We start from the raw sequence: 24,205 nt of genomic DNA, 5'->3' as shown, positions 1-24,205 counted from the left end.
AAAACGGCCATGAGTCAGAAATACCTCATTCGCATTGCAGAACTGGAAAGCCAGCTCCGTCAGAAAGACCAGCAACTGAGTCTGGTTGAAGAGACGGAGGCCTTCCTGCGCTCTGCACTGGCACGTGCCGAAGAAAAGATCGAAGAAGATGAACGGGAAATAGAACATCTGCGGGCTCAGATAGAAAAACTGCGCCGGATGCTGTTCGGTACCCGTTCTGAAAAACTGCGTCGTGAAGTTGAACAGGCTGAGGCCCTGCTGAAACAACGCGAACAGGACAGCGATCGTTACAGTGGGCGGGAAGACGATCCACAGGTTCCCCGCCAGTTGCGACAGTCGCGCCATCGTCGTCCGTTACCGGCACACCTTCCCCGTGAAATACACCGTCTGGAGTCTGAAGAAAGTTGTTGCCCGGAATGTGGCGGCGAGCTGGATTATCTGGGGGAAGTCAGTACTGAGCAGCTGGAACTGGTGAGCAGCGCCCTGAAAGTGATCCGCACAGAACGGGTAAAAAAAGCCTGTACAAAATGTGACTGCATCATTGAAGCACCGGCGCCGTCCCGCCCGATAGAGCGTGGTATCGCGGGCCCCGGATTACTTGCCCGCGTGTTAACGGGAAAATACTGCGAACACCTGCCACTGTATCGTCAGAGTGAAATCTTTGCCCGACAGGGTGTCGAACTGAGCCGTGCATTACTCTCCAACTGGGTTGACGCGTGCTGCCAGTTAATGATGCCGCTGAATGATGCCCTGTACCGTTATGTGATGAATACCCGCAAGCTTCACACTGACGACACACCGGTAAAGGTACTGGCACCGGGCTTGAAAAAGACGAAAACAGGGCGCATCTGGACGTATGTCCGGGATGATCGCAATGCGGGTTCGTCATCTCCTCCGGCGGTCTGGTTCGCGTACTCACCGAACCGGCAGGGGAAACACCCGGAGCAACACCTCCGCCCCTTCCGGGGTATCCTGCAGGCGGATGCGTTCACAGGTTATGACAGGCTGTTCAGTGCAGAACGTGAAGGTGGTGCGCTGACAGAAGTTGCGTGCTGGGCCCATGCCCGGAGAAAAATCCACGATGTATACATCAGCAGCAAAAGTGCGACGGCAGAAGAAGCCCTGAAGCGAATCAGTGAACTGTACGCCATCGAGGATGAAATACGGGGATTACCAGAGTCAGAGCGTCTTGCAGTCAGACAGCAGTGAAGCAAAGCGTTACTGACGTCGCTGCATGAATGGATGGTGGAGAAGAATGGCACGCTGTCGAAAAAATCCAGACTGGGCGAAGCGTTCAGCTATGTACTGAATCAGTGGGACGCCCTCTGTTATTACAGTGATGACGGACTGGCGGAGACGGACAATAACACAGCGGAAAGAGCGCTTCGTGCAGTCTGTCTTGGAAAGAAAAATTACGTGTTCTTCGGTAGCGATCACGGTGGCGAGCGTGGTGCACTGCTATACGGGCTGATCGGCACCTGCCGTCTGAACGGTATCGATCCGGAAGCGTATCTGCGCCATATTCTGAGCGTACTGCCGGAATGGCCCTCCAACCGTGTTGACGAACTCCTGCCATGGAACGTGGTTCTCACCAATAAATAAGCGTCAATACGGTGCTCCGTTGACGCTTACGACGTTTTTTGAAATTCTCAAGGTTATGGCGTAACCAGACAGAACGGACACCACTGCCGGAGATAAAAACGCCCTGTTTACGCAGCTCGTTGCTGGTCCGGTGCTGACCGTGTGCCGGGAAAGCGACGGCGTAATCAACAACAGCCTGTTCAGTTGCCTCATCGGTACGGTTCTTAAAGTTAGGAGCGCGGCGATTACGATGAAACAGCGCATCCACACCGCCTTCATCGGCCAGTTCGCGGTAACGATAAAACGTATCACGCGAAACGCCCATGATTTTACAGGCTTTTGATACGTTGCTGAGTTCTTCAGCCAGATTGAGCAAACCGGCTTTGTGTTTGATAACGGGATTGGTAGTATGAAGCATGAGAGTTACCTCGTGTTTTGTATAAGGATTCGACACCCATATCAAAACCGGTAACTCTCAACCTTTCAAGGCTCAGTGTCAGATCAAGTCGCGACTAATACAATTTATCTGAATTTATCATGCCCCTCAACTCTGATTTTATTCATCTTGTTTACCGAATCGGGTATATCTGATAACTGTCCCGATAAGATTTTTTGTTTCGCCAGCATAATCTCTTTTTCAAGCTTTTGAAGTTCTTTTATATAGTCATTCTTCCCTTCTTCATCAGCCGGTGAAATGCTCTCAGGAAGACGCTTCATTGACTCATCTACAGCATCATCCATTCTGTCAAGAGCTTCAAGAAGCTCCTTTTTATCCATTGATGACTGAAGTACACTCATATTCCTTGCAAGAACTTGCATGCTTTCATCAAGTTCTTCTGCCACTGTAATCCCCACACACACAAAATATAATGCCATACCACAGCTGATTATAACTTTATTGCTTTTCTGCATAATTTCTCCTTCATGAGGGAGGTGCCCTCCCTCATCAGTTTTATCATTTATTGTTTAAATCAAACCGATCGCTATTCATAACTTTATTCCACGATTTAACAAAATCATGAATAAACTTATTTCTCGCATCATCCGAGGCATATACTTCTGCCACCGCACGTAATTCAGGATTTGAACTGAATATTAAATCAACAGAGGATGCTTTCCATTTTAATGCTCCCGTTTTACGATCGAATCCATTGTATGTATCTTCTTTATCTGCTTTACTCCATCGTGTTGACATATCCAGCAGATTAACAAAAAACTTGTTATCCAGAACACCAGGGGTATCGGTAAATACTCCCAACGAAGAATTATTTGTATTAATATCCATTACCCGCAGACCACCCAGTAATGCCGTCATTTCAGGAACGGTGAGATCCAGCTGACTGGCTTTATCAATGAGGCTTTCAACCGGCGATATATGACTTCTGCTTTTTGAGTAATAATTTCTGAATCCATCTGCTGTCGGCTCCAGTACACTGAATGAGGCAACATCCGTCTGCTCCTGAGAGGCGTCAGTTCTTCCCGGAGTAAAGGGAATCTCAAGTTCCACCCCGGCTTTTCTGGCCGCATCTTCGATTGCAGCATTACCCGAAAGAACAATTAAATCAGCCAACGACACTTTCTTTCCGTCAGACTGTTTTTTGTTAAATTCACGCTGTAATGAGGTCAGGGATGCCAGTACTTTCTTCAGTTTTTCAGGCTCATTAACTTCCCAGTTAATTTCGGGCTGTAACCTGATGCGGGCACCATTATTTCCCCCACGATAATCAGTCACACGAAATGTGGAAGCTGAAGCCCAGGCTGTCTTTATCAGCTCAGATGCAGGGATACCCAAATCCATAACCTGCTCTTTCAGCGACTTAATGTCTTTACCATCAATCATTGTATAATCCGCCGCAGGAAGAGGATCCTGCCAGATAAATGATTCTGCAGGAACTTCATTACCAAGATATCGGGCTGCCGGTCCCATATCCCGGTGGGTCAGTTTAAACCATGCTCTTGCGAATGCCTGCTCAAAAGCTTTTGGATCATTCAGGAAACGGGTGGTTATTTTCTTATATTCAGGATCAACTTTAAGAGCAATATCCGTCGTAAACATCATCAACGGATGCAGGACAGACGGATCATGCGCGTCCTGAACTATATTTGACGCTTTTTTAGGCTTCCACTGATAAGCACCGGCAGGACTCTTGTGCAGCTCCCATTCATATTTATATAAATTCTTCAGATACTGCATTGTGAACTGGGTTGGCGATGTTGACCAGGCTCCTTCCAGGCCACTGGTGATGGTATATTTGCCGTTTCCTGTACCACATTTATTTTTCCATCCCAGTCCCTGCTCCTCCACAGGTGCACCATCAGGCCCTGCGCCAATACATTTTTCAGGAGACGCTGCACCATGTGCTTTACCAAATGTATGCCCTCCCGCGATCAGGGCCACAGTCTCCTCATCATCCATGGCCATACGTGAAAAAGCTTCCCTGATATCTTTCGCGGAAGCCAGAGGATCTGGTTTTCCACCGGGGCCTTCAGGATTGACATAAATAAGTCCCATCTGCGTGGCGGCAAGAGGTTTCTGAAGTTTCCCGTTTTTATCCCGGTTATCTGCAAGAGGCTTGTTGTCAGGCCCCCAGTATACCAGGTCCGACTCCCAGTCATCTTCTCTTCCGCCAGCAAATCCCAGCGTTTTAAATCCCATGGATTCAAGGGCAACATTACCAGTCAGGACCATCAGGTCTCCCCAGGAAATACTGGAGCCGTATTTTTTCTTGACTGGCCACAGCAATCGACGGGCTTTATCCAGATTAACGTTATCCGGCCAGCTGTTCAGCGGTTCAAAACGTTGCTGACCACCACTGGCGCCTCCCCGGCCATCATATGTCCTGTATGTTCCGGCACCGTGCCAAGCCATACGAATAAAGAAAGGACCATAATGACCATAATCCGCAGGCCACCAATCCTGGGAAGTTGTCAGCAAATCTTTGATATCTTTTTTCAGAGCCTCCATATCCAGCTGTTGAAATCTGGTGGCATAATCAAAATCAGCCCCCCAGGGATTTGATTCAGGGCTGTGTAATCTCAGAGGAGTTAAATCCAGTGTTTCTGGATAGTAGAAATTTTGAGTCTCTTTTTTATCAGCGGCTACAGCGGTAGAAAAACTCCCCGATAGCGCCAGAAGAATCAGAACAGGAAGAGTTTTTTTTATCATACGAATAGCTCCGGATTAAGGAAAATTCGCATGTTGTATACAAAAGTCAACTTTATTGATGCAACAGGATATACCTATTGCTGGGATAGATACTACAGACAAAAAATACTAAGGGGTTTCAAGCCGCAAGCGCAGAAATTTCCGGAATGTATAAATTTTGCGCTCGGCAACCTGTACGTAAGACTGCGCTCTGCGGACGGTAAAAAATTAAATTCACATTTCAGAGAAAATCACTGCTGACGTTGTCTCATATAACTGGTACGGTATCAATCTCTTCCATGGCCCCTTAAACGTACATATTATGACTGAAATACGGATTGGTTATGCCCGTTGTTTCACTGATAAACAGGATTTGACCGCCCAACAGGAGGCTCTGATAAAACTGGGGGTCTCTCCGGAGCGGATTTACATTGACAAAGGGCTGACAGGAGCAAACCGTCAGAGGCCCGGTCTGGAGCAGGCTCTGGCTGCTGTACGCCAGGGAGACACGCTGGTTGTACCGAAACTTGATTGTTTGGCGCGTTCGGTACCTGATGCCAAGGAAATAGCCGATACATTACAGGCCAGGGGAGTGAAACTGGCATTGGGTACCACCCTCTATGATCCTGGGGACCCGATGGGGAAGATGTTTTTTAACGTTCTGGCAACCTTTGCCGAATTTGAGAGTGAGCTGATACGTCTTCGCACACGGGAAGGTATGGCAATTGCACGGGCAAAGGGAAAGTTGCGGGGGAAGCAGCCAAAACTATCAGATAAACAACAAAAAGAGCTTTGCCGGATGCATGAAACCGGGCAGTACTCAATCAGCGATCTGGCTGAATTATTTTCCGTTTCACGTCCAACAGTCTACCGGACACTTTTGCGAGGAAAAAATGATTGATTTGACAGCAGAACAACGATAACTGACAAAAATAGTTCATGATTATGCCAGTCGGTTCCCACTGACAGCAGATGGTGATGCTCAATTATTGCAAGGTTGTTATGACTACATGGATGCCTTTAAACGGGTAATGGACAACGCCTCAAAAGTTCAGATGGCTGCAATACCCTGGGTATTTTCGGTTTGCGAAATGGATGGAACAACTTGCTCAGGGGATAGCGGATGGTGTTATTGAAGTCCCGAAGGACCGCTAAAAATCACAGGCCGGAAATTTCGGTGGTTCCGGCGTAGGTGTGCCACGAATGCATCCAGTGGCGTGATGTTGGATGCAATGCTGTATGAGAGATGAGGGGCGGCCCCTCGGAGGCGGCGTCCAGACGCAGCCTTCAAACCGCCTTGAGCTGCTGCCGTTAAGAGCGGTGGTGGTGAGCGTCAAGGTTAAAAGGCGCAGAACATGCGTCAGGTAGGTGTTGCGGAGATGAACGAAAGTGAACTGTCGATGAAGTGTCGAAAGGAACCTCTAGGCGATGTCGAAAATGTGCTATCTACGCAGCGCATGACGAGTCCAGCAGATATCTGGGTACTGGCTGGGCGGCATCCGGCATATAGGCAGCATGAACGCAACACAGGCTCTCGTACGGAACGTGGGAACCTGTCGTCTCGATGCCAAGGGAGCGGCGTGGAGCAGAGGCACTGCAAGCTCCTGAGTACAGATGCGAGACACAGGGGCAGATGGCCTCGTAGTAGTGAGGAAGTGCCTGTAATGGGCATGAAGCGAAGGGGGGCAGTCGTTGGGGCTGGTTTATCGGTCAACCGGATAGCCGGGAGGAGCCCATGAGTCAGCCAAAGCCGTTCGAGGTCTCTAAGTATGCGGTTTGGAAAGCATACCAGCGGGTCAAAGCTAATCGAGGTGCGGCAGGTGTCGATGGGCAGTCAGTCGAGGCGTTTGAGGAGAACCTGACAGGAAATCTCTACAAACTCTGGAACCGAATGGCCTCCGGCAGCTACATGCCGCCAGCAGTGCGGCGCGTCGAGATTCCAAAAGCGTCAGGCGGGGTACGACCGTTGGGTATACCCACGGTAGCAGACCGCATTGCGCAGATGGTCGTCAAAGATGCGTTGGAGCCGATACTGGAGCCGTGCTTTCATGCCTACTCCTATGGTTACCGACCACACAAATCCGCGCATGATGCGCTAGGCGTTGCCCGGCGACGATGCTGGCGTAATGACTGGGTACTGGACGTGGACATCAAGGGGTTCTTCGATAACCTCGATCACAAACTTCTGATGAAGGCGGTATGCAAGCACACCGATTGCAAATGGGTATTGCTCTATATCGAACGGTGGCTGACTGCGCCGGTACAAATGCCGGATGGGACGCTACTGGCAAGAGACAAAGGAACGCCGCAAGGTGGGGTCATTAGCCCGCTGCTGGCCAACCTGTTTCTGCATTATGCATTCGATGCCTGGATGGAGCGGGAATTCCCGAGCATCCGGTTTGAGCGATATGCCGATGACATCGTAATCCACTGTAAAAGTCTCGCGCAGGCAACTATGGTGCGGGACAAGCTCAAGCGTCGTCTGGCAGCTTGCCAGCTGGAACTGAGTCCGAGCAAGACCAAGATTGTCTACTGCAAGGATGGGATGGGAAGCGAACAGACGATTATCCTGAGATCAGTTTTGACTTCCTGGGCTATACGTTTCGCCCTCGGAAGACAAAAGCTGGCGACGGGTCAGTGTTCCTGAGTTTCCTGGCAGCCATAAGTGGCAAGGCGGCTAAGGCTATTCGTCAAACTGTGCGGGATTGGGAACTGCAACGGCGCACGCCTATTCCTCTTGGAGAAATAGCGCGCCGGATCAACCCCATTCTTCAGGGGTGGATAACCTATTACAGTCGCTTTTACCAATTGAAGTTATACCCGGTAATGGCGCAGGTTGACCTGCACTTGGCCAAGTGGATTGCCCGCAAACACAAGCGAGCGCGAGGTAGTCTGGTGCGTGCATTCGAGTGGTTACGGCGAATTCGTCACGACTGCCCGACGCTGTTTGCACACTGGTGCTTAGCTTACGATACTTGAATGATTCAACGACAAGAGCCGTATGACGCGAGAGTGTCACGTACGGTTCCGTGGGAGCGTAGGGGGCAGTTCCCCTGCGCCACCCGATAACCCCTTGATGGTTGCATTTTACGTTACGCCTGTGTAGTGTATACACACAGTTTGCGCGTATGGATGAAATTATTTTGATTAAGTCATTTCGCCATAAAGGGCTTGAACACTTTTTCAAGACAGGTTCAACCGCAGGCATTCAGGCCAAACATGCGGTTAAGCTACGCATTCAATTAACCGCCCTTAATATGGCTAAACGCCCAGACGATATGTCTGCACCAGGCTGGAAATTACACCCTCTGAAGGGAGCTGATCTTAAAGGCCATTGGGCTATATCTGTAAACGGTAACTGGCGACTTACCTTCCGATTTGAAGGTGAAGACGCAATTCTGGTTGACTATCAGGATTATCATTGAGGGAAACTATGAATCGTATGCATAATCCCGCGCACCCAGGCGCGGTTCTTCGTGAATATCTGGGAGAAATGTCAGTCACAGACGCTGCCACCGCATTAGGCATTACTCGCACGGCGCTTTCCCGGATTCTGAATGAAAAAGCTGGTATCTCTGCGGATATGGCGCTCCGCCTGGAATCCGCACTCGGAACTAGCGCCGAAATGTGGACTGGTATGCAATCTCAGTATGAGCTTTGGGTTGCTTCGCAAACCGCTCGCCCAAACATTCGCCCATTATTTCACCATGCCTGACATCCATTATAGGGGGCCGTCTGGCCCCCCTATAATGTTGTTGGTACTTAAGGATTGAGGCGAGTATGCAGCCCAAATCGTCATGCCGCCGGACTACACTGGAGCTGACACCGCAACGCTGGCTGAAATTGAACGGGTAAAGCGGCGCCTTGTAGGGGGATAAAATGAACTACGATGAAATAACGAAAATCACCGCTGAACGTATTAGCGACTACATGACCGAAGCAGTTAATACAGACTCTGAAGCTGAGTACACGATCATTCAGTAAGTCAGCCGCGGTAATCGGTGTTTTGGTGACGTAAAGTTTACAGTGAGCCACTTTCGAGTACGTATCAACGAACGTCTGCTGATTAATACGCCCGACACCTTTCAGGTTGCCTACATAGAACGTGTCCTGCGAACCCAGATATCCCGGATGAGTTGTTTCGATTTCGCCACAGGCCTCGTCATCACTGGCTTTACGCTCCAGTGCTGCGATCTGGCTGTCAGTTAGCTCAATACCATCACGGGCTACTTTTTCTTCCAGTGCTTTCAGACGTTTTTTGAAATTCTCAAGGTTATAGCGTAACCAGACAGAACGGACACCACTGCCGGAGATAAAAACGCCCTGTTTACGCAGCTCGTTGCTGGTCCGGTGCTGACCGTGTGCCGGGAAAGCGACGGCGTAATCAACAACAGCCTGTTCAGTTGCCTCATCGGTACGGTTCTTAAAGTTAGGAGCGCGGCGATTACGATGAATCAGCGCATCCACACCGCCTTCATCGGCCAGTTCGCGGTAACGATAAAACGTATCACGCGAAACGCCCATGATTTTACAGGCTTTTGATACGTTGCTGAGTTCTTCAGCCAGATTGAGCAAACCGGCTTTGTGTTTGATAACGGGATTGGTAGTATGAAGCATGAGAGTTACCTCGTGTTTTGTATAAGGATTCGACACCCATATCAAAACCGGTAACTCTCAACCTTTCAAGGCTCAGTGTCAGATCAAGTCGCGACTAATACAATTGATGTATATATGTCCTTGACCCACGATATTCAGACAGTCGTTGTATCTTAAGTTGACGTTACCCGCTGACGTCGATATTCCCTTGGTGAGAGATAACCTAACGCACTATGCGGATGGTTTTCATTGTAATGCTCGATCGCCACTGCAAGGTTATGCAATGCCGTTCTTACATTCGGTTTCGGCATGAACGCGATGTAGTCTTCTTTCATCATTTTCACGAACCTTTCTGCCATTCCATTGCTCTGAGGGCTACTGACTGCCGTCGTGCAGGGCTCCAGATTCAACTCCCTGGCGAACTGCCGTGTTTCATGAGCTGTATAAGCCGAACCGTTATCAGTCAGCCACTGGATTGGCCGTTCCGCTCCTTTATCGCCAAAGCGTTTTTCTATTGCTCCTGACATGACATCCTGCACCGTTGCTTTGTCATAACCTCCCGTGCCTGCTGCCCAGTCTATGGCTTCACGAGCGCAACAGTCCAGTGCGAACGTGACACGCAGTTTTGCGCCATCATCACAACCGAACTCAAAGCCATCGGAACACCAGCGCTGGTCGCTTTCCTTCACCGATATTCGGCCTTTATGTTCCCGCTGCGGTCGTGATGGTTTGTCATGTAACAACAACAGGCTATTTTCCCTCATTATCCGATAAACGCGCTTTGCATTCACGAACGGCAGTCCTTCGTTACGGGACTGTCGTCTGAGAATGGCCCAGACACGACGATAGCCATATGTCGGCATATCGCTGATGATATCAAGGATGCGTGCTACCACTTCCGCATCCGCAGCCTCATCACATCTGCGACAACGTTTATTCGGCTTATTACCAGATGTTTTCATCCGTTGTGCCAGTTGCGCACGCGACACGCCCAGAATACGGCTTACCAGGGTTATTCCTTGTCCGTTGGCAACAAGAGCGCATGCGCTATCCATTTTCGCGACTGACCATACTCCACCGCTTCTTTGAGGATCTCAACTTCCATGGTTAATGAGATGGTCCCCACCACCCTGTGAGCTGTACCCTGGTAGAGTGTTTTTCTTTCATGGAGAAGACCATCATGCAAAACATTACGCTTATTGGTATAGATCTTGGCAAGCATTCCTTTCACATTCACTGCCAAGATAAGTCAGGCAAGGTATTGCTGCGTAAAAAGTTTACCCGTACCAAACTTATTGAGTTTCTGGCAGGCTGTGCCTCGTCTACCGTTGTGATGGAAGCCTGCGCCGGAGCTCATTTTATGGCTCGCCGGATTGCTGATTTAGGTCATGAAGCAAAATTGATTTCTCCGCAGTTCGTTCGCCCTTTTGTTAAGAGCAACAAGAACGATTTTGTCGATGCAGAAGCCATATGCGAAGCGGCATCTCGTCCCTCCATGCGATTTGTGCAACCACGAACAGAAGCTCAGCAGGCCATGCGGGCGTTTCACCGGGTCAGGGAATCATTGGTCAGTGATAAAGTCAAAACGACCAATCAGATGCATGCTTTTTTGCTGGAATTTGGCATCAGTATGCCGACAGGCGTCGCAGTGGTAAAACGACTTTCAACAGTACTTGCAGAGAACGAACTTCCTCCCTATCTGGCGCAGTTACTGATGCGCTTACATGCCCATTATATTTATCTTGTCGGACAGATCACCGAGCTTGAAATCGCACTGGAGCAGGAACTGAGTCGTGATGAGGTAGGACAACGTCTTCAGACAATACCCGGTATTGGTCCGATAACCGCCAGCGTACTGTCATCGCAGCTGGGAGACGGTAAACAATATAGCTGCAGTCGGGACTTTGCTGCTTCAACCGGTCTGGTACCCCGGCAGTACAGCACAGGTGGTAAAAATACACTTTTAGGGATAAGTAAACGTGGAGATAAAAATCTGCGACGGTTACTCGTTCAGTGCGCAAGATCCTTTATTCAGAGAATCGAGAATCAGTCAGGAAGGTTGGCGGATTGGGTCAGGGCGTTGTTGGCAAGAAAACACTCCAGCATAGTATGTTGCGCACTGGCCAACAAATTAGCCCGGATAGCGTGGGCAATCACAACACAGCAGACTGTGTTCGAAAGGTAACGATGGCGCCAGTCTGGCTGGCAGGTTAATCATGAATTAAAGTAGTTCCCAATCTGGTTTTGCGAAGACTGATTATTGATGACATGAACGGCATATCGGCCTGATGAAAAGCCTCAGCAAGAAAATGGCTCACTGAAGCCGGATGGTTTTTTGGGCTCATCAGGTGCGGAACTCATCGAGGCGCGGGCATCCATGCCCATAATGACGCCGGATAGATTTAGGCAAGCCAACATCAATCAAAATCAGTGTTGCAAAAATGGTGGGGACCATAGATTTCTTACCCAGCAAGCGCTGTAACTCTTTTATTTGTTTTATAGCGGCAGCCAGTTCTGAGGCAGGAACGACATCCTCTCCGGCAGCAACAGCAGTGAGACTTCCTTCCAGATATTTTTTTCCACTTAAACAACAGGCTGGGCTGAATACCATGCAAACGCGCCACATGGGACACCGTCATACCGGGTTCCATTGTCTGCTGAATAATGGCGATTTTTTCCTGAGGAGTTTTACGTTTACGAAGCTCCTGCCCCAGCAAAATTCCAGTCATCTCAAAATTAGAACTAGTGTTAGACATATATCCAGGCCTATCTCTTATTTTAAGATACATCCACTGCCTGGCGTTTCAAGGGGCCGGTTCACTATTGATGTATATATTACTGGAGAGATATTATTTAATAACTTTGGATAAATAGTTTACTGGGATAATAATTCTGGACATTATAGAATATCAAAACAGGTATCTATGGTTAATATTCCATCTCCTGTTAAACGAATTTTACCAATATAATTAATTACGTAATATAACATTAATTAAGTGTAAGATGTTCACGTATAGGAATTTGAGATGCTAGCGATACCTCTGTCCGCACTAACGCTAGAGCAAGCATCAGTGCTATCGCCAGAGCATTTGACTCATCTCAGCAGGCTGTTATTCGTTTGCGTGGGCCGGAGCTTTACATGCAGCTATAAAGTTGATGATAATGCTGGTCATCAGCCTGCAATGAATGAGTTATTATTTACCATTTAAAAGGAGTTTAATAATGAATATAAGAAAATTATATATAGCAATGCTACTTATCTCGCCTGCATGCCTGGCTTTGTCTGCGGATGAACACAATAAAAATACCAGTCTGACGCATGTCATTTCTGATTACAGGATGTCACTTGCGGCACTTCCTCTTGATTATTCTCTGCAGGAAAAAAAACAGCTACCCGGCGTTATGCTGCAGAGGTATATCCTGAATTCACAGGCGTGGTCTCCACAGGGCATAGTCTATCCGGAATACTGGCAGAACGGGGTGGATATCTATATTCCTGATTCAGCCAGAGGAAAACATGCCCTTGTTGTTATCAATAACGGCAGCAATAATAATGGCTCAGGCAGTCCCGTGGCCCCCACAAACTTTAGCGAGGAAGAACTTTCACGTATTGCGGTTGCTACTCGAACTATTGTGATAGCTGTCAGTAACGTCCCTAATCAGGTACTCAGCTATCAGGGAGTGTCGACGCCTTTGGCTGAAGATCACAGCGTGGCATATTCCTGGAAACTGTTTATCGGAGATACACAGAAATACCAGAACGCGTCCCTTCATATCCCAATGGCAGCGTCGGTATCGCAAGCGTTCAGGCTGGCGAAGAAAGAACTGGCGCAACAGAATGTCACTAAGTTTATTGTCACCGGAGCCTCCAAGCGTGGCTGGGCCGCATGGCTGACTGCGCTGTCAGACCCAGATGTTGATGCCATTATTCCTGTTGCTTTTGACCTGCTGAATATAAAAAAATCGCTTGAACACATGTATCAGTCATACGGGAAAAACTGGCCAGTGGCTTTTTATCCGTATTATCAACAAAACATTGACCTGCAGATTGATACAGATGAATTTGCAAACCTGATGACGCTGGAAGACCCGCTTACTTATCTGAATACCGATATGGGCGACCGTCTGAAAATGGATAAATATATTATTAACGCCAGCGGTGATGATTTTTATGTCCCGGACAACAGTCATTTTTATTATGATCGGCTACCAGGACGGAAATCCCTGCGGGTAGTACCAAACTCCACACATTATGACATTCTGTCCGTTACGGAGCAGTCGCTGACCACTTTTGTTAACCGTTTTCAGAATGGGCAAAAGCTCCCTGAAATTACGGAAAAAATACAGAGCCGCGGAAACGGAAAAAAGGAGCTGGAAGTCAGCTTCTCAGAGAAGCCGGCAGCCGTTCTGCAGTGGACAGCTAGGAACCCGGTAGCAAGAGATTTTCGTTATGCCTGTGATGTTAAATACACCTCAGTTCCCGTCAGTCTGACTGGCGGCGATGATACACTCAGCATTCCACTGACGCCTCCCAACCGCGGGTGGCAAGCCACTTACATTGAAGCCACCTTCAGTGACGGGTATGTAGCCACAACACAGGTGTATATTACACCTGACGAGAAATATCCGGAAACAGCTCCTCCGTCAGCAGGAGCTACCTGTAAGACTCTTCCGGGGCGGGGACTGACCCCACAACCTGTGAAACAGTAATACCGCAACCACAACCGCAGACCAGGTTTCTTTAATACCGCGCCAGCCGTCCATAATCGCCATGATCCAGAACAGCACGATAATGGTCATAAACGGTAGCTGACGCCCCACCATCTGGCTAATCTCAAAGCTGTCGATGCCTGTGACCTGCCCGGCGACCAGAATCTGAATCCCCATCGCGCCAAATGCCACTGGCGCGGTGTTAACAATCAGGCACAGTCCGGCGGCGTACAGTGGTTTAAAGCCCGGACCGACCAGCAATGCGGCGGTAATTGCTACCGGTGCGCCAAAGCCTGCGGCTCCGTCAAGGAAAACGCCGAAACAGAAATCGACGATCAGCATTTGCAGGCGCTGGTCAGGGGGTATCGAAAGAATAGACGAGCGAATGATGTCAAACTGCCCGGTTTTCATCGAGATGAATCGCCACGGGTTTAACAGACACCTCAGAGTCATTTAAGATGGCTTAAAGAGAGGTGCCCATGAGCGGTAAGCGTTATCCCGAAGAGTTTAAAACTGAAGCAGTCAAACAGGTTGTTGATCGCGGTTATTCTGTTGCCAGCGTTGCAACACGTCTCGATATCACCACCCACAGCCTTTACGCCTGGATAAAGAAGTACGGTCCGGATTCTTCTACTAATAAAGAACAGTCAGATGCTCAGGCCGAGATCCGCCGTCTCCAGAAAGAGCTGAAACGGGTTACCGACGAACGGGACATATTAAAAAAAGCCGCGGCGTACTTCGCAAAGCTGTCCGACTGAGGTACGCCTTTATCCGTGACAACTCCTGTTGCTGGCCTGTTCGCCTGCTCTGTCGGGTGTTGGATGTTCATCCCAGTGGTTTTTACGCCTGGCTTCAGCAGCCGCATTCACAACGCCATCATGCAGACCTGAGACTGACAGGACAGATTAAACAGTTCTGGCTGGAATCGGGATGCGTCTATGGTTATCGCAAAATCCATCTGGATCTGCGTGACAGCGGGCAACAGTGCGGAGTCAACAGAGTCTGGAGACTGATGAAACGTGTCGGAATAAAGGCTCAGGTCGGATACCGAAGCCCGCGGGCACGTAAAGGCGAGGCCAGTATCGTGTCACCCAACAGGCTCCAGCGACAGTTCAATCCGGATGCTCCTGATGAGCGTTGGGTAACGGACATAACCTACATCAGGACCCACGAAGGCTGGCTGTATCTTGCCGTTGTTGTTGATCTGTTCTCACGCAAAATTATCGGCTGGTCCATGCAATCCCGGATGACAAAGGACATTGTCCTGAACGCACTGCTGATGGCTGTATGGCGGCGTAATCCCGAAAAACAGGTGCTGGTTCATTCGGATCAGGGCAGTCAGTACACAAGCCATGAGTGGCAGTCGTTCCTGAAATCACACGGCCTGGAGGGTAGCATGAGCCGTCGCGGTAACTGCCATGATAATGCGGTTGCAGAAAGTTTTTTCCAGTTGTTGAAACGTGAACGGATAAAGAAAAAGATCTACGGAACGCGGGAAGAAGCCCGCAGTGATATTTTTGATTACATCGAAATGTTTTATAACAGTAAGCGTCGGCATGGTTCTAGCGAACAGATGTCACCGACAGAATATGAAAACCAGTATTATCAACGGCTCGGAAGTGTCTAGATTATCCGTGGCGATTCAACGTATCCTTTCAGTTTGAGCTTAATCAACGCAAAGAAAAAAACAGGATGGGAAGCGATGCTATCAGGCTGGAAAGCCAGATATTCCCGGCGGGATCGTAGTTTTGTTGCCAGAGATTCATTGCAGATCTCCTCGAACTCACACATCGTGCAGGAGTCTGTAGCTCGTTTTTGTCACACGCTGCGTAAACGTTATACAAAAAGTGTTTTCATGAGTAAGGTAATAAATTGTTATATATTGGAGATATTAATTTATGTTGTTGTGTTTTATTTGTGACTAAACATGTAAGAGCTTTATTGATTGGTAGGACCGCTTCCAGCGTCAGAATCCCAGATTTATTCTTTGAGATCCCGGCCAAGTGCTCAGGTTATCGGGCTTCCTCTTGTTGAGGATTACGGTCTTAATAACCAGACAAGGTTTGCTGCTGACTAACGTCTCCACCGGCCGGGTAGGCAGCCTGACGGCTGCGGTTTGTCATGGTCTGTAATTACCGTTATGGTTGCCGGAAACAAAAAGCTGGTCTTCTGGTTTGTACGTATCGATGACGAAGGGCATCCGGAAATCGCCCGCTGTACGGAGCGGGAATTTGCGACCATTCTTGCCGGTATCAGCGCCGGCGGCATGTTCTGCCCGGAGTGTGGCACCGTTCACTGGCCGGATGGTGTAACCCCGCCTTTCTGATGCAGCGTAAAGTGTTCCCGGCAGACGACTCGGTAAAAAAAGTAGGGTGGCTGGCAATCCAGTCTGCATCCCAGAAATGGAAGATGTCGTTGAAGGGCTGGTGTATGGCAATGAGCCGCTTGATTATCGAGTTCGGTGACCGCCTGGATGCTCACTTCTGAGAAAAGGTTTTTACACAGAATCCTGACAGACTCTTAGCGTGGGAAAATTTCCGAATTCCAGACGGTCCCCTTTAACGTAGTAGTACTGTCAATTAAATATATTTTTTAAACCATTGTGTCTGCACAGCTGCTACACGTTCAAAAAACGCGCCCTCATAAATATCATAATGGCATGCGTCAGCTTCCTCGTATAATTCCTTAGTACTAGAAGCAACAGCATCATATAATGCTCTTCCCTGTTCCGGCGGATTAACGTTATCCTGACCTGCAATAACAACCAAAACAGGGCACTGAACTCTGGCTGCACTCTCTGCCGGTTTATATTGCAACGTTTCCATGACAGTAAGGAAAGGTATTTTTATATCCATTTCGGGATGCTGGGCTTTGATTTTCTCGAAGAATACCTTCGATTCATCATCACTTAGGACCCGTGTAACCCCCACAAACATCTCTTTCCCGGTGTTTTTCTTCTTCTCTGCCATTTTATTCAGCGTGGACAGAAAAGAAGCTCTCTCCGATTCATTCATGTCTCCGGTAACCAGAACATCACCGTCAGCAAAAGCTAGCTGGCTGACAATACATTGTACGCGTTGATCCTGCGCAGCTGCACTGAACACATGACCCCCTCCCAGCGATGTACCCCATAACCCAATACGCTGATTATCAATACATGCCTGCTTTTCTGCCCAATTGATAACTGAAATAATATCTTCGGTCTGCATTGCAGGAACCAGACGGCCTCGTTCTCCCTCACTCTGACCGAATCCACGATAATCAAAAGTAATCGTTGCAAATCCTGCTTCTGTGAAGGCATTCGCAAAGCAAGGGAGCAGAACATTACGGATGCCACAAAATCCATGGCATAAGATAATCAAAGGATGTTTTATATTTCCTTCAGGAATACGAAATGTCAGGGCAATACCTTCAGAGAGTTTGTGATCCGTAATTTTCATAAATATCCTGTGTTATGTAGTTTATTAATAATCAGAATCAGCGTCAGTATCATACCAGCCACAACGCCAGAATTCCCAGCACAGCCAGATGACAGGTGTAGAATACTGTGAAAAAATCTCCGGAACAGAAACGGGTTAATAATTTCCCTGCACTGAACATCAGAGCAACGGTAAACACCGTCATCACAAGGCCGGCTTCCGTCGCCGCGTCACTGGAGGCAAAGTTAAGCACCGGAATATGCCGGATTGATTCCGGGATCTGAGATTGTGGCCACGTGTCGAACAATGGTCACCGGAAAAGATCTGACAGGCAGCCCCTTTAACGTGGGAAAATTTCCGAATTCCAAGCGGCCCCTTCAGTACTGCTGGTGCTGGACGATGTGGCTGGGGGCGCTGATAACGTCGTTGTTGTTCGTCGCCGCGCACCGCCAGTATCAGAACCTGCTGACACTGGCAGAACTGTTCCTAGTGGGGTTGATTACATCAGCGGCCAGGATCAGAAGTGGTGGCCTGCTGCTGGTATTGCTGCATATGGAAGCAACCACGCTGGTTTTACTGTTTGGTTGAAAGTTATATTTTTATTAAACATTGCGCGTTAAAGCCTGGTGTGTTTTTTTAGTGGATGTTATATTTAAATATAACTTTTATGGAGGTGAAGAATGCATACCACCCGACTGAAGAAGGTTGGCGGCTCAGTTATGCTGACCGTCCCACCGGCACTGCTGAATGCTCTGTCTCTGGGTACAGATAATGAAGTTGGCATGGTCATTGATAATGGCCGGCTGATTGTTGAGCCGCACAGACGTCCGCAATATTCACTGGCTGAGCTACTGGCACAGTGTGATCCGAATGCTGAAATATCAGCTGAAGAACGAGAATGGCTGGATGCACCGGCGACTGGTCAGGAGGAAATCTGACTTGGAAAGAGGGGAAATTTGGCTTGTCTCGCTTGATCCTACCGCAGGTCATGAGCAGCTGTCAACGCCAAGATTATTGGCCGTTTTTCGCCATTTTTAATGTCCGCTATTGGTCATTAATGTTGTCCGCTTGCCGCCATTTCATCATCACTGATTGGCGTGGCGTTTTTTGCCAGCACTCCCGCTTTGCGTTTTTCCTTTAACCGGTAGCTTTCTCCTTTGATGTTCAGTGTGGTTGAGTGGTGTAGCAGTCGATCCAGGATTGCCGTTGCCAGCACGTTATCGCCGAACATCTCTCCCCAGTCGGCGAACCCTTTATTTGACGTCAGCACGATGCTCGCTTTTTCATATCGACGGTTCAGCAACCGGAAGAACAGACTGGCTTCCTCGCGGGTCATCGGCAGATAGCCTATCTCATCCAGTATCAGTACCCGGGCATAACCAAGCTGCTGTAGCTGTTTTTCCAGCCGGTTTTCCTGTTTTGCCTTCATGAGTGTGGCGATCAGCTTATCCAGTGGCATGAACAGCACCCGATGACCAGCGTCCGCCGCTTTTACCCCGAGAGCGACTGCCAGGTGCGTTTTACCCACACCAGGCGGACCCAGCAGGATCACGTTCTCGCTACGCTCCACGAACGCCAGCCCGGCCAGCTCACGGACGACCTTACGATCGATACCTGGCTGGAAGCCGAAGTCGAACTGCTCCAGCGTTTTGACCCACGGGAAGCGGGCCTGTTTCAGCCGGGACTCCATACTGCGCTGATGCCTCCCGTTCCATTCCTGCTGCAACGCCATGCACAGGAACTCGCGGTAGTTCAGTTCTTTTTTGGCCGCCTGCTCCAGCAGGCTTTCAACGTGGTAGCCCAGATGTTCCATTTTAAGACGACCCAGCAGTGTCTCCAGTTCATGCATCACAACAGCTCCTCATAGGCACTCAACGGCCTGTGTTCCACCTGACTGACCTGCTGCCAGAGTGGGGCGTGATGCTCCGGCACGGTCTGCCAGCCGTATACAGCCGAACAGAGACGGTGCGATGCTACCTGTTGCTCATTACTGTAGATCCGCAGTTCATCATCCAGCGAGATCCGTATTGATACCGGCTGGCCACACAGGCTTTCCGGCACGCTGTAACGGTTCCCGCCAACCTCGATATAGCCATCCCAGGAGACATGACGGATATCGAAGTAGCTGGTATCGAAGTCCGTACCTGGCAGCGCCTGCAGATGCACCTGTTCCTGCGTGAAGCGCTGTTCCGGTGTCTGCCTGAACTGGCGAAGTTCCCGCCTGTCGGCAACGTCAGCCATCCACTGCTCCAGTAGCTGATTAACATGGGCGAAGCTGTCGAACCGGCGGTACCGGACGAAGAAGTTTTCCTTGAGGTATTTCACCATCCGTTCCACCTTACCTTTGGTTCTGGCCCTTCGTGGACGGCAGGCCCGTGGCAGGAAGCCATAGTGATCGGCCAGCAGCAGGAACCCGGAGTTGAACACCACCTTCCCGTTGTTATTTTTCAGCACTGCGGCTTTCTGGTTATCGACCAGCACGGTTTTCACGCTGCCGCCGAAGTAGCGAAAGGCGCGGACCAGTGACTCATAGGTATGTTCAGCATCCTGCTTTGGTGCCGCGAAGACATGGAAGCGACGTGAGAACCCCAGCGTATTAACCGCGAAGTTAACCCTGCATCGTTGCCCGGCAACCTCAGCCTCAACTTCTCCCCAGTCATGCTGTAGCTGGTAACCGGGCTGAGTTTCGAAGCGAACCGTTTTCTTCGATGGCCGCATCTTACGTTTGGGCTGGATGTAGTAACGCAACATGGAACGGCCACCGGTATAACCCATCGCTTTGATTTCCGCCAGGATGACCTCGCCGTTCCAGACATTCTCAGCCAGACGCATGTCGATATAGTCCATGAACGGCTTGAGTTTGGCCATTTTGTGGCGTGTTTTTCTGGCCGGAGGTTCCGGGTATTTCAGGTACCGTCTGACAGTCCGCTCAGAGCAACCAACCTGAGTGGCAATATCAACAATATACGCACCTTGCTGGCGCATTTGCTTTATCATGTAAAAGTCCTCTCTGCTCAGCATGAGTGTTCCCTTTGTGGTGTAGGAACCTTAAGGAAACAACATGTTGGGTGGAGCGGACAATCCAAATGGTGAATTACTGTCTTATATCATTGGCGCTGACACAGCAGGGAACGCGGCCGGTGCTGATTGTCACACCGGCGGCCTTTAATCGTGTGACCCGCCTGCCTGTTGTTGTTCCCGTAACCAGCGGAGGCAATTTTGCCCGCACTGCCGGCTTTGCTGTGTCGTTGGATGGTGTTGGTATACATACCACAGGAGTTGTGCGTTGCGATCAACCCCGGACAATTGATATGAAAGCCCGAGGCGGAAAACGACTCGAACGGGTTCCTGAGACTATCATGAACGAAGTTCTTGGCCGCCTGTCCACAATTCTAACTTGAACATGGGGGTTGAGGGGGAACCGGACGAAAACGTACGATTTAGGGCACTAAAACCGCTGCTGGTCCCTCATTCAGTGACTGCCCTAGGGTTTTTCATGCTCTCCTGAAGGATGCTTTTATGGCCTCTGCAAAAAGCATGGACCGTAATGGCTCTCGGTTAATCCGGGATTTTATGCGCCAGACCGTTGAACGGCAGCATAATACCTGGTTCCGTGACCTGGTTGAGGCAGGGACGTCAGCAACTCGAACGCGGTGATGTCCTTTCCCATAATATGGTCGAATCCTCTGCTGCTGCATGGCGGGATGAAATAGCAACAAAAGTAATTACCGTGCATCTACCAGATGGCCCCCAAACTGGAACTCTCCCGGGGCTGGATTATCAAACAGGCTATTTTATATGATTTTCTGATGCCGACAAGTAAAATGGTTGCTGCTGGTTGAATATTATAGTGCTAAGGCTTTATAATTATAACGTAGTATTATTGTTAAAATAGATATATGAAAAATAAGCATTTTTATTGACTACTACACTGGTAACAATCTAAAATACATGAAATATACTGGTACAGTATTTTAATACAACGAAGGGATTGTTGAGAAAGTTCTAAAATTACAAAACTACAGGAGATTTATGGATTTTGTTTATAAAGTAAATATGAAGCATCAGTGGCGTCCGGGAATTGGTTGTTTTGTTGACCTGAACTGTGGGTGGTATTGTCAGGATGCACTGATTAACTGGTATTGTGAAAAATATAGTATACCTAGTACGATTTTAAAAGGGAAGTTCAAAAGAAATAGATTGGGGTATGGTTTTTCTCCTGAAGATAGTTGTTGTCATACAATTTTAATTCCCCCTAATATTAAAGATTATAAAAAGGCTCTACTAAAATATGGTCCAATTATTGCTTCTGGTAAACTAGGCCTGGCTGATTTTGGTTTTTTAGGAGGCGTTAATCACTATGTTCTGATCATTGGTGTTTCAACGAAAAATAATAAAATCATTATTCAAGACCCATTAAACATCAATAGTGGAAAATGGGAATGTTCAACACATAGCTCACATGATTTTCATAGAGTAATTGGAAGATTAAATGAGACACTGGTTATTAATCCATATACACTTAACCTCTATAGATCTTAGTTTCTTGTATTCCTCTGTTATCATGAAAAAATTTACCAGATTACGGTCATTATTTGATAGGCTGCTAATCGCTCTGAGAATTAACCATTGTCGTATTTAAAATAATTATATGGGAATATGTGTTGATGACAAAAATAATACCAACAGGTGAATGGTTGTTTGTTGTAACAACAGAAAACAATTGTAATGTAATTATGATAAGTCAAAATGATATTAATAAGTTACTTTTAAGCTCATCTTTTATTGGTATGGTTGGTATTTATCACTCAAGCCTAACCAGAAAACGAATTGAGTTGAAAGAGTGAAACAGAATGTACATAAAAGAAAGAGTAAGGATAGCTAATATATTTAACAGAAAGGGAGGGGATTATGTTATTGATATATATGTTTCTGAGTAAATATTATGTATGTCATAATGGATAGTGTAAGAAAACGGCGTAATTCACAGATAATATTCAATGATCCCTATTTGATTGGTGTTGATAAAATAATGTGGTGCTGGTTGCGTTGAATAACTTTTAATCTTCCGGTAGTTGAAAATTCTGTTATACAGAATAATATGTTGATAGATAAACAATAGGTGTAATTATGTGGAGTAAAGTATTTCTGTTGGTTTTAGATGATAGAGGTGCAGCTCTTAGAGACTCTGTGAAATCATACAGAAAAAGATATAATATAGATAGCAATAGAGAGGTGAATATTAGAAAAGTTATTGATAATGGAGGATGTACAGGTAAGGAGTTCTCAGATGTCACTATTGATGATAAATTAATTGTGATTGCACATGCTGATGCTAGATATTTAAGAGCCCAAAAGATTGGATTGATGTCTCCTTTTGAGTTTGTGGAACTATTGTCTATTTTAGGGCTAAAGGAAGTTGGTATCATTAGTTTTAAATGTTGCTATTTGGGTGCCAAATCTTACTTAGAAGATATAAAAAATGAACTATACTCTGATATTAAAATTGGCTACATGTCAGCCTATAAACGTTCTGCTGTAACTATATTCGGACATGAAGGTGTTGGATTTATTGATTCTATGATACGGTTAATATCTGCTGGCCTGCTGAAACTTCCTGACAGATGGCGGGTAAATTTTGTCAGAGGGAATACTCAAGCTCCAAGGTATTCAGGAAAAAGAGCACCTGGAGAGACTGTTTATGAACTGCCCCGGGAATCCAGGAGACTAAACGCCCTGAGAAGGAGGTAAACAAGATGAGTATGGGGGTGTACGTCGGAAACGCTGAAATTTCCGATACAGCGAATTTATTGATTTTGAAGCATGTTTGGCAGGTTTTGACGTGTAGGGGAGCCTGTACATAGATTTGTGTAATTGCCTGATTTTGATATGTTCAATCCAGCATCAAATGAAGGTTAATTTATGGACGACAAACAGTTACAGGCTCTGGCTAACGAACTGGCCAAAAACCTCAAAACCCCTGAAGACCTCAGTCAGTTTGATCGGCTGCTGAAAAAGCTCAGCGTTGAAGCCGCTCTCAATGCAGAGATGACACACCATCTTGGGTATGAGAAAAATCAGTCCAGACCAGGAGCTAACTCCCGCAACGGTTATTCCACAAAGACCGTTATCACAGGCGACGGTCCACTGGAACTGCGTACTCCGCGCGATCGTGACGGTACCTTCGAACCACAACTGGTAAAGAAAAATCAGACCCGTATTACCGGGATGGATAACCAGCTCCTCTCGTTGTATGCCAAAGGGATGACCACCCGTGAGATAGCCGCTGCGTTCAAAGAACTGTATGACGCAGATGTTTCACCGGCACTGATATCAAAGGTTACCGATGCCGTGATGGAGCAGGTTGTAGAATGGCAAAACCGACCACTGGATGCTGTTTACCCCATTGTTTATCTTGACTGTATCGTCCTGAAAGTTCGGCATGACAGTCGCGTCATCAACAAATCGGTGTTCCTGGCACTGGGCATCAATATCGAAGGTCAGAAAGAACTGCCAGGTATGTGGCTGGCCGAAAATGAAGGGGCGAAGTTCTGGCTCAATGTGCTGACTGAACTGAAAAACCGCGGTCTGAACGATATCCTCATCGCCTGTGTGGATGGCCTGAAAGGCTTCCCGGATGCCATCAACACAGTATATCCGAAGGCCCGCATCCAGTTATGCATCGTGCATATGGTGCGCAACAGCCTGCGCTTCGTGTCATGGAAGTGTAAGTATCCCGCATAATCGTGCCATT

General features: G+C 48.0%; 18 protein-coding genes and 14 pseudogenes. 20 read left to right on the top strand and 12 right to left on the bottom strand.

Going from position 1 to position 24,205, the window contains the following annotated elements:
• Nucleotides 1–9 precede the first annotated feature (9 nt).
• Nucleotides 10–1,602, top strand: a pseudogene (tnpC, locus tag QUE74_RS27690) (IS66 family transposase).
• Nucleotides 1,603–1,627: 25 nt separating this feature from the next.
• Here the strand turns inward: tnpC and QUE74_RS27685 are convergent.
• The 3 genes and pseudogenes from QUE74_RS27685 to katP all read right to left on the bottom strand — a co-directional run.
• Nucleotides 1,628–1,999, bottom strand: a pseudogene (locus QUE74_RS27685) (helix-turn-helix domain-containing protein); the annotation flags it as partial.
• Between the two features lie 104 nt (nt 2,000–2,103).
• Entirely contained in the window at nt 2,104–2,493 is a 390-nt protein-coding gene (locus QUE74_RS27680; RefSeq protein ID WP_001172749.1) for a cytochrome b562, read from the bottom strand.
• Between the two features lie 43 nt (nt 2,494–2,536).
• The gene (katP, locus tag QUE74_RS27675) at nt 2,537–4,747 is read right to left on the bottom strand and encodes a catalase/peroxidase KatP (protein WP_000592772.1); all 2,211 of its coding nucleotides are present in this window, start codon (nt 4,745–4,747) and stop codon (nt 2,537–2,539) included.
• Nucleotides 4,748–5,048: 301 nt separating this feature from the next.
• Here katP and QUE74_RS27670 point away from each other — a divergent pair, with 301 nt between their 5' ends.
• From QUE74_RS27670 to QUE74_RS27640, 7 genes and pseudogenes are all read left to right on the top strand, one after another.
• Nucleotides 5,049–5,627, top strand: a complete 579-nt coding sequence (locus QUE74_RS27670) for a recombinase family protein (protein WP_000136193.1) — start codon at nt 5,049–5,051, stop codon at nt 5,625–5,627.
• A 22-nt stretch (nt 5,628–5,649) separates the two neighbouring features.
• Nucleotides 5,650–5,881: pseudogene (locus QUE74_RS27665) on the top strand (arylsulfatase regulator).
• A gap of 580 nt (nt 5,882–6,461) precedes the next feature.
• A complete protein-coding gene (ltrA, locus tag QUE74_RS27655) occupies nt 6,462–7,373 on the top strand; it encodes a group II intron reverse transcriptase/maturase (RefSeq protein WP_001355314.1) in 912 nt (303 codons plus the stop codon).
• The gene (locus QUE74_RS29695; RefSeq protein ID WP_001355313.1) at nt 7,364–7,705 is read left to right on the top strand and encodes a group II intron maturase-specific domain-containing protein; all 342 of its coding nucleotides are present in this window, start codon (nt 7,364–7,366) and stop codon (nt 7,703–7,705) included. Before ltrA ends, QUE74_RS29695 begins: the two co-directional genes overlap by 10 nt.
• Before the next feature lie 164 nt (nt 7,706–7,869).
• On the top strand, nt 7,870–8,151 hold the full coding sequence (locus tag QUE74_RS27650; RefSeq protein ID WP_024166187.1) for a type II toxin-antitoxin system RelE/ParE family toxin: 282 nt from the start codon (nt 7,870–7,872) through the stop codon (nt 8,149–8,151).
• A gap of 8 nt (nt 8,152–8,159) precedes the next feature.
• Nucleotides 8,160–8,441 (top strand): HigA family addiction module antitoxin, encoded by a 282-nt coding sequence (locus tag QUE74_RS27645; protein WP_001081196.1) that lies wholly within the window; start codon nt 8,160–8,162, stop codon nt 8,439–8,441.
• A 164-nt stretch (nt 8,442–8,605) separates the two neighbouring features.
• Nucleotides 8,606–8,689, top strand: a pseudogene (locus tag QUE74_RS27640) (hypothetical protein); the annotation flags it as partial.
• Here QUE74_RS27640 and QUE74_RS27635 read toward each other — a convergent pair.
• Together QUE74_RS27635 and QUE74_RS27630 are read right to left on the bottom strand one after the other, a co-directional pair.
• Nucleotides 8,684–9,343 (bottom strand): annotated as a pseudogene (locus tag QUE74_RS27635) (helix-turn-helix domain-containing protein); the annotation flags it as partial. The pseudogenes QUE74_RS27640 and QUE74_RS27635 overlap by 6 nt on opposite strands.
• 152 nt (nt 9,344–9,495) lie before the next feature.
• Nucleotides 9,496–10,430 (bottom strand): annotated as a pseudogene (locus QUE74_RS27630) (IS3 family transposase); the annotation flags it as partial.
• Nucleotides 10,431–10,502: 72 nt separating this feature from the next.
• On the opposite strand from QUE74_RS27630, the gene QUE74_RS27625 reads away from it, so the two are divergent.
• On the top strand, nt 10,503–11,507 hold the full coding sequence (locus QUE74_RS27625) for an IS110 family RNA-guided transposase (protein ID WP_001179711.1): 1,005 nt from the start codon (nt 10,503–10,505) through the stop codon (nt 11,505–11,507).
• A gap of 267 nt (nt 11,508–11,774) precedes the next feature.
• Here the strand turns inward: QUE74_RS27625 and QUE74_RS27620 are convergent.
• A pseudogene (locus QUE74_RS27620) lies at nt 11,775–12,051 on the bottom strand (transposase); the annotation flags it as partial.
• A gap of 457 nt (nt 12,052–12,508) precedes the next feature.
• Between QUE74_RS27620 and QUE74_RS27615 the strand changes: the two are divergent.
• Nucleotides 12,509–14,032: a PhoPQ-activated protein PqaA family protein gene (locus tag QUE74_RS27615; RefSeq protein ID WP_286332280.1), complete on the top strand. Its 1,524-nt coding sequence runs from the start codon at nt 12,509–12,511 to the stop codon at nt 14,030–14,032.
• A 3-nt stretch (nt 14,033–14,035) separates the two neighbouring features.
• Here the strand turns inward: QUE74_RS27615 and QUE74_RS27610 are convergent.
• Nucleotides 14,036–14,449: pseudogene (locus QUE74_RS27610) on the bottom strand (L-lactate permease); the annotation flags it as partial.
• Nucleotides 14,450–14,511: 62 nt separating this feature from the next.
• On the opposite strand from QUE74_RS27610, the gene QUE74_RS27605 reads away from it, so the two are divergent.
• Nucleotides 14,512–15,659 (top strand): IS3 family transposase gene (locus QUE74_RS27605; protein ID WP_105279283.1). Its coding sequence is split into 2 segments (ribosomal slippage): nt 14,512–14,749 and nt 14,749–15,659, totalling 1,149 coding nucleotides; the frame shifts between segments, so codons are not numbered across the junction.
• Between the two features lie 17 nt (nt 15,660–15,676).
• Here the strand turns inward: QUE74_RS27605 and QUE74_RS27600 are convergent.
• Nucleotides 15,677–15,798: pseudogene (locus tag QUE74_RS27600) on the bottom strand (hypothetical protein); the annotation flags it as partial.
• 350 nt (nt 15,799–16,148) lie between these two features.
• On the opposite strand from QUE74_RS27600, the gene QUE74_RS27595 reads away from it, so the two are divergent.
• Both QUE74_RS27595 and QUE74_RS27590 read left to right on the top strand, forming a co-directional pair.
• A complete protein-coding gene (locus QUE74_RS27595) occupies nt 16,149–16,358 on the top strand; it encodes a hypothetical protein (protein ID WP_136752748.1) in 210 nt (69 codons plus the stop codon).
• Nucleotides 16,355–16,519: pseudogene (locus QUE74_RS27590) on the top strand (IS256 family transposase); the annotation flags it as partial. The gene QUE74_RS27595 and the pseudogene QUE74_RS27590, both read left to right, overlap by 4 nt.
• A gap of 92 nt (nt 16,520–16,611) precedes the next feature.
• On the opposite strand, the gene uilS reads toward QUE74_RS27590, so the two are convergent.
• Together uilS and QUE74_RS27580 are read right to left on the bottom strand one after the other, a co-directional pair.
• Complete coding sequence (gene uilS / locus QUE74_RS27585) at nt 16,612–17,472, bottom strand: UilS family quorum-quenching N-acyl-homoserine lactonase (RefSeq protein ID WP_000704517.1); 861 nt, start codon at nt 17,470–17,472, stop codon at nt 16,612–16,614.
• Nucleotides 17,473–17,521: 49 nt separating this feature from the next.
• A pseudogene (locus tag QUE74_RS27580) lies at nt 17,522–17,710 on the bottom strand (TraX family protein); the annotation flags it as partial.
• A gap of 128 nt (nt 17,711–17,838) precedes the next feature.
• Here QUE74_RS27580 and QUE74_RS27575 point away from each other — a divergent pair.
• Nucleotides 17,839–18,039 (top strand): annotated as a pseudogene (locus QUE74_RS27575) (CPBP family glutamic-type intramembrane protease); the annotation flags it as partial.
• A 92-nt stretch (nt 18,040–18,131) separates the two neighbouring features.
• The gene (gene pemI / locus QUE74_RS27570) at nt 18,132–18,389 is read left to right on the top strand and encodes a type II toxin-antitoxin system antitoxin PemI (RefSeq protein WP_000557618.1); all 258 of its coding nucleotides are present in this window, start codon (nt 18,132–18,134) and stop codon (nt 18,387–18,389) included.
• Between the two features lie 116 nt (nt 18,390–18,505).
• On the opposite strand, the gene istB is transcribed toward pemI, so the two are convergent.
• The gene (gene istB / locus QUE74_RS27560) at nt 18,506–19,300 is read right to left on the bottom strand and encodes an IS21-like element helper ATPase IstB (protein WP_000544800.1); all 795 of its coding nucleotides are present in this window, start codon (nt 19,298–19,300) and stop codon (nt 18,506–18,508) included.
• Nucleotides 19,300–20,472: an IS21-like element ISEc62 family transposase gene (gene istA, locus QUE74_RS27555; RefSeq protein ID WP_000952431.1), complete on the bottom strand. Its 1,173-nt coding sequence runs from the start codon at nt 20,470–20,472 to the stop codon at nt 19,300–19,302. The genes istB and istA overlap by 1 nt, the downstream gene beginning before the upstream one ends.
• Before the next feature lie 65 nt (nt 20,473–20,537).
• Between istA and QUE74_RS27550 the strand changes: the two genes are divergently transcribed.
• The 5 genes and pseudogenes from QUE74_RS27550 to QUE74_RS27530 form a co-directional block, all read left to right on the top strand.
• Complete coding sequence (locus QUE74_RS27550; RefSeq protein ID WP_286332279.1) at nt 20,538–20,852, top strand: type II toxin-antitoxin system PemK/MazF family toxin; 315 nt, start codon at nt 20,538–20,540, stop codon at nt 20,850–20,852.
• Between the two features lie 118 nt (nt 20,853–20,970).
• Nucleotides 20,971–21,253: pseudogene (locus tag QUE74_RS27545) on the top strand (CopG family ribbon-helix-helix protein).
• 230 nt (nt 21,254–21,483) lie between these two features.
• Nucleotides 21,484–21,993: a hypothetical protein gene (locus QUE74_RS27540; RefSeq protein WP_000348340.1), complete on the top strand. Its 510-nt coding sequence runs from the start codon at nt 21,484–21,486 to the stop codon at nt 21,991–21,993.
• A gap of 588 nt (nt 21,994–22,581) precedes the next feature.
• Nucleotides 22,582–23,202, top strand: coding sequence for a hypothetical protein (locus QUE74_RS27535; RefSeq protein ID WP_000269722.1), 621 nt, complete (start codon nt 22,582–22,584; stop codon nt 23,200–23,202).
• Nucleotides 23,203–23,373: 171 nt separating this feature from the next.
• A pseudogene (locus tag QUE74_RS27530) lies at nt 23,374–24,177 on the top strand (IS256-like element IS1414 family transposase); the annotation flags it as partial.
• Between the last annotated feature and the right edge of the window lie 28 nt (nt 24,178–24,205).

This window comes from Escherichia sp. 10290, from assembly GCF_030295155.1.
Classification (GTDB): Bacteria; Pseudomonadota; Gammaproteobacteria; order Enterobacterales; family Enterobacteriaceae; genus Escherichia; species Escherichia coli_F.
The sequence above is the reverse complement of the archived record's forward strand: the minus strand, read 5'-3'. Positions and strand labels throughout refer to the sequence as shown.